The organism is Buttiauxella sp. 3AFRM03, assembly GCF_003675305.1.
Taxonomy (GTDB): domain Bacteria; phylum Pseudomonadota; class Gammaproteobacteria; order Enterobacterales; family Enterobacteriaceae; genus Buttiauxella; species Buttiauxella ferragutiae.
Genome location: NZ_CP033076.1, coordinates 1,168,272 through 1,179,951, shown reverse-complemented (window position 1 = coordinate 1,179,951; position 11,680 = coordinate 1,168,272). Strand labels below are relative to the sequence as shown.

General features: G+C 47.7%; 10 protein-coding genes. 9 read left to right on the top strand and 1 reads right to left on the bottom strand.

The features are described 5' to 3' along the window. Positions 1 to 1,211: 1,211 nt before the first annotated feature. The 8 genes from phoH to chbG all read left to right on the top strand — a co-directional run bounded on the left by phoH (position 1,212) and on the right by chbG (position 7,599). The gene (gene phoH, locus D8682_RS07155; protein ID WP_202914377.1) at positions 1,212 to 2,000 is read left to right on the top strand and encodes a phosphate starvation-inducible protein PhoH; all 789 of its coding nucleotides are present in this window, start codon (positions 1,212 to 1,214) and stop codon (positions 1,998 to 2,000) included. Positions 2,001 to 2,012: 12 nt separating this feature from the next. Next, positions 2,013 to 2,255 (top strand): hypothetical protein, encoded by a 243-nt coding sequence (locus D8682_RS26700; RefSeq protein ID WP_162302995.1) that lies wholly within the window; start codon positions 2,013 to 2,015, stop codon positions 2,253 to 2,255. Positions 2,256 to 2,265: 10 nt separating this feature from the next. Then, positions 2,266 to 2,589, top strand: a complete 324-nt coding sequence (locus D8682_RS07150) for a PTS sugar transporter subunit IIB (RefSeq protein WP_064548032.1) — start codon at positions 2,266 to 2,268, stop codon at positions 2,587 to 2,589. Between the two features lie 88 nt (positions 2,590 to 2,677). Further along, entirely contained in the window at positions 2,678 to 4,036 is a 1,359-nt protein-coding gene (gene chbC, locus D8682_RS07145; protein ID WP_121813918.1) for a PTS N,N'-diacetylchitobiose transporter subunit IIC, read from the top strand. A gap of 77 nt (positions 4,037 to 4,113) precedes the next feature. After that, the gene (gene chbA, locus D8682_RS07140; RefSeq protein WP_064548027.1) at positions 4,114 to 4,461 is read left to right on the top strand and encodes a PTS N,N'-diacetylchitobiose transporter subunit IIA; all 348 of its coding nucleotides are present in this window, start codon (positions 4,114 to 4,116) and stop codon (positions 4,459 to 4,461) included. A 13-nt stretch (positions 4,462 to 4,474) separates the two neighbouring features. Further along, a complete protein-coding gene (gene chbR, locus D8682_RS07135) occupies positions 4,475 to 5,311 on the top strand; it encodes a transcriptional regulator ChbR (protein ID WP_064548025.1) in 837 nt (278 codons plus the stop codon). A 137-nt stretch (positions 5,312 to 5,448) separates the two neighbouring features. Beyond that, positions 5,449 to 6,792 (top strand): 6-phospho-beta-glucosidase, encoded by a 1,344-nt coding sequence (locus tag D8682_RS07130; protein WP_121813917.1) that lies wholly within the window; start codon positions 5,449 to 5,451, stop codon positions 6,790 to 6,792. Positions 6,793 to 6,837: 45 nt separating this feature from the next. Then, entirely contained in the window at positions 6,838 to 7,599 is a 762-nt protein-coding gene (chbG, locus tag D8682_RS07125) for a chitin disaccharide deacetylase (RefSeq protein WP_064548023.1), read from the top strand. 100 nt (positions 7,600 to 7,699) lie between these two features. Here chbG and D8682_RS07120 read toward each other — a convergent pair whose 3' ends face one another. Continuing rightward, on the bottom strand, positions 7,700 to 8,317 hold the full coding sequence (locus D8682_RS07120) for a TetR family transcriptional regulator (protein ID WP_064548021.1): 618 nt from the start codon (positions 8,315 to 8,317) through the stop codon (positions 7,700 to 7,702). A 239-nt stretch (positions 8,318 to 8,556) separates the two neighbouring features. Here D8682_RS07120 and D8682_RS07115 point away from each other — a divergent pair, with 239 nt between their 5' ends. Continuing rightward, positions 8,557 to 11,667, top strand: coding sequence for an efflux RND transporter permease subunit (locus D8682_RS07115; RefSeq protein WP_064548019.1), 3,111 nt, complete (start codon positions 8,557 to 8,559; stop codon positions 11,665 to 11,667). Positions 11,668 to 11,680: the final 13 nt, after the last annotated feature.

Genomic DNA, 11,680 nt, shown 5'->3' with positions numbered 1-11,680 from the left:
TGCTCTCCCTCTCTTGCTGTCTGTGATACACATCTTTGAAGGGCGGTCCCTGCCGATCCGGAGCAGGTTCCGTTCACCAGGCGAGAGTGTATTTATGTCGCCACGGAACCGGTGAACGTCTTAGGGTGGCCACCGTCGCCACCCTAAGAACCCGGACTCCCGGCAAATAAATCGCCGCAAGCGGTAAACCTCCATTTTGCCTCCGTGTCAGGGTCGGTTGCGATTCGTTCCCGACGATCGCGCCCTCCAGCCGTTCCCGACGGCTGGACCCTGCCACCTCGAGTCAAAATGGAGGCGATTTAAGCCGGACCCGAAAGTCAAAGTCAAAGTCAAAAGCCAGGGCGGTTTTGACCTTGTCCCCGGCTTCAATCGCGCCGTTTTTTACCCTTCAGTTGGGGTCACGTGGTCGGGAACCACGTGAGAGAGCGATCGTCTGGAACGAATCGCGAACGACCCCGAATGTTGGGTGAAAAACGGTGTTTACCGCTTTAGCGGCGATTGATTTGCCGGGCGCCTGGATTATCAAGGGGTTGGCGTTAACCCCTTGATACGTTCACCGTTTGCGGGAATTAAAGAGATAACTGAACACACGGGTGAACGGAAAATCAGCGAGGCTTACAGATCTCACCCTGACAAGATTGCCAGGGAGAGTTGTGTCTAAGAGACAGCTATCTTGCAAGAGGGCAATTCCTTCTCCTGCTAATGTTTCATTTGCTAACAATTCACACACCAGCTATTCATCCCCATTTCCTATGACTATGCGGCTGATATAAAAGTGTAATATTTCTGTGGCATAAATTGACTCAGCGCATGACGAAACGCTAATGTTGAATTAAAGTAAAATAAGTGTTGCATTTAAGATAAAATTTGATGTACTTAAAGCACGAGCGGTAGTTCCCGGCTGTGAATTTTAATCACAATGGAGACAGCGCATGGTAGGGTCCTGTACTGGACGATTAACGAGACATCTTACCCGCACCATCCAGCGCGGAGGCTTCTCCTCCGGCTTCGCTGTCTTCACCGCTAAAAACCCAAATTCCTTAACAACTCAAAGTGTCAACGATGCGCTAAGCGGCGTATTTCGTCTAACTGGTGCATCCTCTCAACCGGCAGTTCATGGCTTAAAAGGAAGCCAAACCTCATCCGTTAGTAAGCATAATCGCGTGACTGAAAGTGACGCGGGAAATGAAACCAACTGTAAGGTGCCATCCATGGGAAGACAGAAAGCAGTGATCAAAGCTCGTCGTGAAGCAAAACGTGTGCTGAGACGGGATTCGCGTAGCCACAAACAACGCGAAGAGGAATCGGTCACATCGCTTGTGCAGATGAGCGGCGTTGAATCTATCGGCATGGCCAGGGATTGCCGTGATAATTCACCAATAGCGGCGCGAAATGAGGCTCAACAGCACTATCTTAATGCCATCGAGAAAAAACAGCTGATATTCGCCACCGGCGAAGCGGGATGCGGCAAGACGTATATCAGTGCGGCAAAAGCCGCTGAGGCCCTGATACATAAGGATGTCGACAGGATTATTGTTACCCGCCCGGTCCTGCAAGCTGACGAAGATCTCGGCTTCTTACCCGGGGATATTTCGGAAAAATTCGCCCCTTATTTCCGCCCGGTGTATGACATCCTGGTGCGACGTTTAGGGTCGTCTTTCATGCAGTACTGTCTGCGTCCCGAAATCGGTAAAGTAGAAATCGCGCCGTTCGCCTATATGCGCGGACGTACCTTCGAAAATGCGGTGGTTATTCTGGATGAGGCGCAGAACGTCACCGCAGCGCAAATGAAGATGTTCTTAACGCGCCTTGGGGAAAACGTGACGGTGATCGTCAATGGCGATATCACGCAATGTGATTTACCACGTGGTGTTCAGTCCGGCCTGAGTGATGCGTTGGCACGTTTTGAAGAAGATGAAATGATCGGTGTCGTCCGATTTGGCAAACAAGATTGTGTGCGCTCAGCCCTTTGCCAGCGCACGTTGAATGCCTACGACTGATTTCTGGTGTAATTGAATTCTAAAGCCCAAACCCTGTTTGGGCTTTTTTCTTTGCGCGAATTATTTACCCAAAATGTGAAGGGTATCAAAACGGATGGTCAAGGAGAGACAATTATAGGCTCCTCAAAATTATTCCCCGCCAGAATGTTGCCGTATACTCCTTACAACCAGACACAATCAGAACTTACCAATGATGATTTGCTTTTGCAGGTGTGGGGTGTGCTGATATCCGACATGCAGGCCATTGCAACGTGAGGAAACTATTATGACTAAAAAACGTATCTACCTATTTTGTTCTGCTGGAATGTCCACTTCATTACTGGTATCAAAAATGAAGGCGCAGGCAGAGAAGTACGAAGTACCCGTTGTTATTGAAGCCTGGCCTGAAACTCTGGCGGCGGAAAAAGGCAAGGATGCAGATTTGGTATTACTTGGACCACAAATCGCTTATATGCTTCCAGAAATTCAAAAAGTATTACCTGGTAAAACTGTCGAAGTTATTGATTCGGCAATGTACGGCAAAATTGATGGATTAGGCGTGCTGAAAGCAGCCGTCGCATCAATCAAGAAAGCAGCAGCTAATAGTTAATTTTTTACCTTTTGTTTTATTTTTCCGTCAAAGAACGACCTTACACAACCTGGCCGCAAGAAACTTGCGGCAATAAAGGAAATTCCAAATGAGTAAAGTCATTGATTCACTTGAAAAGATATTGCTTCCTTTCGCAGTGAAAATTGGGAAGCAACCGCACGTCAACGCAATTAAAAATGGTTTCATCAAATTAATGCCATTGACCCTTGCCGGGGCCATGTTTGTATTAATCAATAACGTCTTTCTGAGTTTTGGTGCCGGTTCATTTTTCTATTCTTTAGGTATTCGTTTAGACCCCTCGACCATTGAAACCCTTAATGGGTTAAAAGCCATTGGCGGCAACGTATATAACGGTACGTTAGGTATTATGTCGCTAATGGCTCCTTTTTTCATTGGTATGGCACTTGCTGAAGAACGTAAAGTTGATCCACTTGCAGCCGGTTTATTATCCGTAGCGGCATTTATGACTGTGACTCCATATAGCGTAGGCGAAGCTTATGCTGTCGGCGCTAACTGGTTAGGTGGTCAGAATATTATTTCCGGTATTGTTATTGGCCTTGTCGTCGCGGAGCTATTTACTTTTGTTATCCGCCGCAATTGGGTTATTACTTTGCCTGATAGCGTACCGACTTCGGTATCGAGGTCATTCTCAGCATTAATTCCAGGTTTCCTGATCCTGTCTATTTTCGGGATTATTTCCTGGCTGCTGGCGAATCACGGTAGCAACTTCCACCAGATCATTATGGATTCCATCTCTACGCCGCTGGCGTCGATGGGTGCGGTAGTGGGCTGGGCGTACGTTATCTTCAACTCCTTGCTGTGGTTCTTCGGTGTGCATGGTTCACTGGCGCTGACCGCGCTGGACAACGGAATTATGACTCCGTGGGCGCTGGAAAACATCGCTCTCTACAACCAGTACGGTTCTGTACAGGCTGCGATTGATGCAGGCAAACAGTTCCACTTCTGGGCCAAACCAATGCTCGACTCCTACATCCTGTTGGGTGGTTCTGGTGCGACACTGGGTCTGATTATCGCCATCTTCATGGTTTCGCGCCGTGCAGATCACCGTCAGGTAGCGAAACTGGCACTGCCATCAGGCATCTTCCAGATTAACGAACCTATTCTGTTCGGTCTGCCAATCATCATGAACCCGGTTATGTTTATCCCGTTTGTCCTGGTTCAGCCGATTCTGGCAGCAATTACACTTGCGGCTTACTCACTGGGAATCATTCCACCGGTCACTAACCTGGCTCCGTGGACCATGCCTACCGGTTTGGGTGCCTTCTTCAACAGTAACGGTAGTATCGCAGCACTGTTAGTGGCTCTGTTTAACCTGGGTGTCGCGACATGTGTCTACATGCCATTCGTTATCCTGTCGAACAAAGCGCAGGCGGTGATTGAAGAAGAAGAAAGCGAAGAAGATATTGCTAACGCACTGAAATTCTAATCTTAAATTCTGAATAGTTTTGGTTGGGGATGGCCCCTGCGTCCCCAACCACTTTAAAAGTACCGGGAGAGATTTTGATGTTTAACTTAGATAACGCAGTAGATAACGAAGTCGATACTAACGATCTTGAAGAAGTGGTGATGGGCTTAATCATCAATTCCGGTCAGGCGCGAAGCCTGGCGTATGCAGCACTGAAAATCGCTAAAACGGGCGATTTCGAAAAAGCCTGGGAGTTGATGGGGCAGTCTCGTGAAGCACTGAACGAAGCCCACCTGGTGCAAACCAAACTGATTGAAGGTGACCAGGGCGAAGGCAAAACCAAAGTGAGTCTTGTACTGGTTCATGCGCAGGACCACCTGATGACCTCGATGCTGGCACGTGAGTTGGTGACAGAACTTATTGAGCTTCACGAAAAAATAAAATAAGTTGGAGTCCCTTATGCAGCCACCGGTAATCAGTATGGAAATCAACACGGCACGTGAGAGCCAACTTTTTGATGGTCAACATTTCCACATGTTCATCCACAACAAAGTTGAAAGTGTCTCCGGGCTGCACCAGCATGATTACTACGAATTTACGGTAGTGCTGACAGGGCGTTATTACCAGGAAATCAACGGTAAACGCGTGCTGCTGGAAAGAGGAAGTTTTGTTTTTATTCCACTCGGTTCTTACCATCAAAGCTTTTATGATTTTGGTGCGACGCGAATCCTGAATGTCGGTATCAGCAAAGCTTTTTTTGAACAGCACTATTTACCGTTATTTCCAGCTTATTTTATTGCCTCACAGGTTTATCAGATTAAGAATGAATTTCTGACTTATATCGAATCTGTTACGGCATCATTAAACTTCCGACAAGGTGAGTTTAATGAGTTTCTGGAAATGGTGACGTTTTATATTGTTAATCGTCTGCGCCATCACAAAGAATCAGAGTCAGGGGGGGATATTCCTGTCTGGCTGAAAAACACTGTCGAGCAGATGCACGGTAAGTCAATGTTTGGTGATAAAGCACTAGTTAATATGGTGGAGTTGGCCGGTAAGTCGCAAGAATATCTAACCCGTGCCACGCAACGCCATTACGGCAAAACGCCGATGCAGATCATCAATGAGATAAGAATTAATTTTGCCAAGAAGCAACTGGAGATTACCAACTATTCCGTCACCGATATTGCTTTCGAGTCAGGTTATAGTAGTGCCAGTATGTTTATCAAAAACTTTAAAAAGTTAACGTCGTTTACACCTCAGCATTATCGGAAGCAGTTATACAGCATTAAGTGATTATATTAATAACCTGTGAATGTATTAGTGAGGGTTGATAACTATATCCAATATGACAATCGTCGGATATAACCCTCAATAATACATCTATATCGCTGTCTTAATTTACAGTGCAATAAACTTGTACCGGAGTCCTCATGAGTAAAAAATTGAAAGTCGTTACAATCGGTGGTGGTAGCAGCTATACCCCTGAATTACTCGAAGGTTTTATTAAACGTTACGAAGAATTGCCGATTACTGAATTATGGCTGGTCGATGTTGAAGCTGGTAAAGAGAAACAAGATATTATCTTTGATCTTTGCTTGCGTATGATTGAACGCGCTGCTGTGCCGATTGCGCTGTATAAAACGCTCGACCGCCGTGAAGCGCTAGTAGACGCCGACTTTGTCACTACCCAATTGCGTGTTGGCCAATTGAAAGCCCGTGAACTGGATGAGCGCATCCCGCTAAGTTATGGCTATTTGGGCCAGGAAACTAACGGTGCCGGTGGTCTGTTTAAAGGCCTGCGTACTATTCCGGTAATTTTCGACATCATTAATGATGTGAAAGAAATTTGTCCGGATGCCTGGGTGATTAACTTCACCAACCCAGCCGGTATGGTGACTGAAGCGGTTTATCGCCACACAGATTTCAAGAAATTCATTGGCGTGTGTAACATTCCGGTGGGCATGAAGATGTTCATTAAAGATGTGTTAAAACTCGCGCCAACCGATGAATTGAATATCGACTTGTTCGGCCTGAACCACATGGTGTTCATCAAAGATGTCATCGTTAATGGCACTTCTCGCTTTGATGAACTACTTGATGGTGTGGCGTCAGGTACGCTTACCGCAGGTTCGGTGAAAAATATCTTTGATCTGCCATTCAGTGAAGGTCTGATTCGTTCTCTGCGTCTGCTTCCGTGTTCTTATTTGCTCTACTACTTCAAGCAAAAAGAGATGCTGGCTATCGAAATGGGCGAGTTTTACAAAGGCGGCGCGCGCGCTACTGTTGTCCAGAAAGTTGAGAAACAACTGTTCGAACTGTACAAAGATCCGGCTCTGAATGTGAAGCCAAAAGAGCTGGAATTGCGCGGTGGGGCTTACTACTCTGACGCCGCTTGCGAAGTGATTAGCGACATTTACAACGACAAGCAAAGTGAGCATTACGTTAACGTGCCGCATCACGGCCATGTTGATAATATTCCGGCTGACTGGGCGGTAGAAATGACCTGTACTATCGGTCGCGATGGCGCAACACCCACTCCACGCATCACGCATTTTGATGAGAAAGTGCTGGGTCTGATTTACACCATCAAAGGCTTTGAAGTCGCAGCAAGCGAAGCGGCAATTAGCGGTAACTTTAACGACGTGCTGCTGGCACTGAATTTAAGCCCGCTTATCCACTCAGATAAAGACGCAGAGAAAATTGCCCGCGACCTGTTGCTTGCGCACGAAGCAAATCTGCCAAACTTTGCGCAGGCAATTGCTGCACTTAAATAACCGGAGGCCTTCCCTGAATGGGGAAGGCAGCTTACCGAGGCGACAATGGATAAGTTATTAATTGTTAACGCGGACGATTTTGGGCTGTGTAAAGCGCAAAATTACGGAATTATCGATGCTTTCACCAATGGCGTGGTGACGTCGACCACCGCGATGGTTAACGGCCAGGGGATTGAACACGCCGTTGCGCTAAGCGCAAAACATCCTGGTCTGGCGATTGGTATGCACTTTGTGCTGACTTTAGGCCGTCCGCTGTCTGCCATGCCGGGGCTGGTGGATGAGAAGGGTGAATTGGGCAAATGGATTTGGCAACGCGCTGAGGAAGGCACGTTGCCGCTGGCGGAAATTGAACATGAACTGGCTTGCCAGTTTGCGAAATTCGTCGAGTTATTTGGCCGCGAACCTGCGCATATCGATAGCCATCATCATGTGCATATGATTCCGCAAATCTACCCAATTGTTGAAGCATTCGCGAAGGCGAAAGGCATTCCGCTGCGCTTTGACTATGATGCCGCTAAAGCCGATGGGCTGGAGCCGCTGGGTGTAAAAACCACTCAGGGCTTTGACAGTGGTTTTTATGGTGACTCGATATCCGAAATGCTATTTCTCGACACCCTCGATCGGGCTATGGCGCGCGGTGAGCTGTCGCTTGAAGTGATGTGCCATCCTTCATTTATCGATAACACTATTCTGGCCAGCAAATATTGCTACCCACGTCTGGCTGAACTGGATGTATTAACTTCTGCTTCACTTAAATATGCGATAGCGGAACGCGGCTATCGGTTAGGGTCGTTCAAGGATTTGTAAGACTTTCTGTTGTTGGATGACGCTACGCTTATCCACCCTACAAAACGTAGGTTGGATAAGCGTAGCGTCATCCAACAGTTATCACCTTTTTATCACCCATTCAGGCAGATTTTCTCAGCATCACCAACAGGTTGTCGGCGATTTCTGGGGCTTGTTCATTGAGATTAAGATTCTCCGGTCGCATCAGCCAGTTTTTGACAATACCACTGAGATAACCGTGAATAATGGTAATCATGAGTTCTATATTGGTATTAACAGGAATTAACCCTTTTGATATACAATTGCGCAATAACTTTTTCATTCTTTCCCGATTAAACCAAATACGCTCCCTTATTTCCCGCTCGGAATACATCTCCCCATTAAATTCGCACGAATGGTAAAGAATTTGTAGTAACTCACGCTGGCGATGATCGGTTGAAATGAATTTTAATGTTTCAATGATGATTTCACGGAATAATTGTAAATCGTTGTCATGAGTTTGTGTTTTGAGTTTACGTCTTATTTCCAGTGCAAAACTGGATTGAAGATTCCAGATTTCATTAAACAGTGACACTTTGCTGTCAAAGTGCCAGTAAATCGCGCCACGCGTCATGCCAGCCGCATCAGCAATGTCTGCCAGTGTTGTTGTCGAAACGCCTTTTTTAGCAAATAGTGTGATCGCGACATCAATTAAATGTTGACGTGTTTTTAACGCTTCTGATTTTGTTTTTCTTGCCATGATAAATTAACTCTTTGTGGATATTAGTTACAAGAATTAACATGTTTAACGATTTGTTTTTCTATTAGTAGAGATTCAGGTAAAAAGCGAAATTATTGTGTGCTTTAATTTTTTCGAAGTCCAGTCCAGGAATATAAGTTTATACATACACGCATGAATCATTAATCTTAATAGCCTCTGTTAAGCTTCCGGTCACTATATCCGTCACAGAATTAGACCTTTAACAGAGAACTCTTCACATGGCGAAGTTTTTTATCGAGCGCCCCATATTTGCCTGGGTGTTGGCGATCATTTTGATGCTGGCTGGCGTGCTGTCCATCATTAATTTGCCAGTGGCGCAGTACCCGACAATCGCCCCTCCAGCTGTTGCCATTAATGCAACCTATCCGGGGGCGGACGCCAGTACCGTTCAGGATACAGTGACCCAGGTTATCGAACAGAACATGAACGGCCTGGATAACCTGATGTACATGTCCTCAACCAGCGATGCCTCGGGTAGCGTGACGGTGAGCCTGACCTTTAAGTCAGGTACCGATCCGGATATCGCTCAGGTACAGGTACAAAATAAACTTCAGCTCGCCATGCCTTTGTTGCCACAGGAAGTCCAGCAACAGGGGATCAGTGTTAAAAAATCCTCCAGCAGTTTCCTGATGGTGGCTGGGTTTATCTCACAAGATGGCAGCATGAGTCAGGACGATATTGCCGACTATATTTCTTCTAATATCAAAGACCCGATCAGCCGTACCGCAGGGGTTGGCGATGTGCAGCTTTTTGGTGCGCAGTATGCGATGCGGATCTGGCTCGATCCTAATCAGTTGAATAAATACCAGTTAACCACGCTAGATGTGATTAACCAGATTAGAACTCAGAATGCACAGGTTGCTGCCGGGCAACTTGGCGGAACGCCCGCCATTGCAGACCAACAACTCAATGCTTCTATTATTGCCCAAACCCGTCTGCGCGATCCGGAACAGTTTGGCCACATTTTACTTAAAGTGCAGCCGAATGGTGCCAGGGTTGAACTGCACGATGTCGGGCGGATTGAACTAGGCGGCGAAAACTATAACGTGATCGCCCGCTACAATGGCAAACCTGCCGCCGGTCTGGGGATTAAATTAGCCACTGGCGCTAACGCGCTGGATACCGCCAAAGCGGTGCAGACGCAAATGGCTAAACTTCAAAGTTACTTCCCACACGGTTTGAACGTTGTCTATACCTACGACACCACGCCATTCGTCAAAATCTCCATTCGCGAAGTGTTCAAAACTCTGCTCGAAGCTATCTTGCTGGTGTTCCTGGTAATGTATCTGTTTTTACAGAACTTCCGCGCTACGCTTATCCCGACTATTGCCGTGCCGGTGGTGTTGCTGGGGACCTTTTCCATTCTGGCCGCGTTTGGTTATTCGATAAACACACTGACGATGTTCGGCATGGTGCTGGCGATAGGCTTGTTGGTGGATGATGCCATTGTGGTGGTGGAAAACGTCGAACGCGTGATGGTGGAAGAGGGGCTTTCACCGAAAGAAGCGACACAAAAATCAATGGGGCAAATACAGGGCGCGCTGGTGGGGATTGCCATGGTGCTGTCGGCAGTATTTATCCCAATGGCCTTTTTCGGCGGCTCTACAGGCGTTATCTATCGCCAGTTCTCGATAACAATTGTCTCGGCGATGGCGCTTTCGGTTTTAGTCGCGCTAATTCTGACACCGGCCCTGTGTGCCACCTTGCTCAAACCGGTTGCTAAAGGCAGTCATGGTAAAACCACTGGGTTCTTCGGCTGGTTTAACGCTCGCTTTGAACAAAGCACCAATCATTATACCGACAGCGTAAAGCTGATCTTGCGCCGCACCGGGCGCTACATGCTGCTTTATGTCCTGATTGTAGTCGGAATGGCGGTATTGTTCATGCGCTTACCTACGTCATTTTTACCCGAAGAAGACCAGGGGGTGTTCCTGACTATGGTGACGTTGCCTGCCGGGGCAACACAAGCCAGAACCGAAAAAATCATGGATCAGATAACCCAATACTATCTGACCAAAGAATCCGCAAACGTTGATTCGGTATTTACCGTTAACGGCTTTAGTTTCAGCGGTAAAGGTCAGAACAATGGTCTGGCTTTTGTGCGCCTGAAAGACTGGGATAAACGCCCTGGCAAAGAGAATGAAGTGGGGGCGATTGTCGGGCGTGCCACTCGTGAATTTAGCAAAATCCACGATGGCATGGTTTTCGCCTTCAACCTACCTGCGATTACCGAGCTGGGAACCGCCACCGGTTTTGACTTTGAGTTAATCGACCAGGCGAGCCTTGGGCATAAAGCGCTGACCGAGGCGCGAAACCAGTTGCTGGCATCTATCGCAAAACGTCCGGATATGCTGGTTCGTATTCGCCCGAACGGGCTGGAAGATACCCCGCAATTTAAGCTGGAAGTCGATCAGGAGAAAGCCCAGTCGCTGGGGGTGAGCATTTCCGATATTAACCAGACGATCGCTACCGGCCTCGGCAGTACCTACGTTAATGACTTTATTGATAGCGGGCGAGTGAAGAAAGTTTACCTGCAAGGGCGTGCGGAGAACCGCATGTTACCGCAGGACATTAACAGTTGGTTCGTGCGTGGGAGCAGTGGGCAAATGGTGCCATTCTCTTCATTTGCCAGCGCGCACTGGATTTATGGTTCTCCACGCCTCGAACGCTACAACGGTCTGCCTTCTATGGAAATTCTGGGTGAAGCCACACCGGGTAAAAGTACTGGTGAAGCGATGCTGCTAATGGAAGATCTGGCGGCGAAACTCCCCACTGGAATCGGTTTTGACTGGACGGGAATGTCTTATCAAGAACGTCTATCTGGCAACCAGGCTCCGGCGTTGTACGCCATCTCATTATTAGTCGTCTTCTTGTGCCTCGCTGCACTCTATGAAAGCTGGTCGATCCCTTTCTCAGTCATGCTGGTTGTACCGCTTGGTGTGGTCGGTGCACTGCTGGCCGCCGCGCTGCGTGGTTTGAACAATGACGTCTACTTCCAGGTTGGGCTGCTGACCACTATCGGACTGTCGGCGAAGAACGCGATTCTTATCGTCGAGTTTGCCAAAGACCTGATGGACAAAGAAGGCAAAGGGTTAATTGAAGCCACGCTCGATGCGGTACGCATGCGCCTGCGCCCCATTCTGATGACTTCGCTGGCCTTTATGCTGGGCGTGATGCCGCTGGTTATCAGCGATGGCGCGGGAAGTGGTGCGCAAAATGCCGTGGGCACTGGCGTGATGGGCGGCATGGTTTCTGCCACGCTGCTGGCGATCTTTTTTGTCCCGGTATTTTTCGTCGTGATAAGTCGCCGTTTTGGTAAGGCGAAATAACAGGATTTCATTG

What these genes read in the sequence shown, in the direction of transcription:
- D8682_RS07150 (WP_064548032.1), top strand. Translation starts at nt 2,266, where the DNA reads ATGACTAAAAAACGTATCTACCTATTTTGTTCTGCTGGAATGTCCACT.
- D8682_RS07115 (WP_064548019.1), top strand. Translation starts at nt 8,557, where the DNA reads ATGGCGAAGTTTTTTATCGAGCGCCCCATATTTGCCTGGGTGTTGGCG.
- D8682_RS07130 (WP_121813917.1), top strand. Translation starts at nt 5,449, where the DNA reads ATGAGTAAAAAATTGAAAGTCGTTACAATCGGTGGTGGTAGCAGCTAT.
- chbC (WP_121813918.1), top strand. Translation starts at nt 2,678, where the DNA reads ATGAGTAAAGTCATTGATTCACTTGAAAAGATATTGCTTCCTTTCGCA.
- chbR (WP_064548025.1), top strand. Translation starts at nt 4,475, where the DNA reads ATGCAGCCACCGGTAATCAGTATGGAAATCAACACGGCACGTGAGAGC.
- chbA (WP_064548027.1), top strand. Translation starts at nt 4,114, where the DNA reads ATGTTTAACTTAGATAACGCAGTAGATAACGAAGTCGATACTAACGAT.
- chbG (WP_064548023.1), top strand. Translation starts at nt 6,838, where the DNA reads ATGGATAAGTTATTAATTGTTAACGCGGACGATTTTGGGCTGTGTAAA.
- phoH (WP_202914377.1), top strand. Translation starts at nt 1,212, where the DNA reads ATGGGAAGACAGAAAGCAGTGATCAAAGCTCGTCGTGAAGCAAAACGT.
- D8682_RS07120 (WP_064548021.1), bottom strand. Translation starts at nt 8,317, where the DNA reads ATGGCAAGAAAAACAAAATCAGAAGCGTTAAAAACACGTCAACATTTA.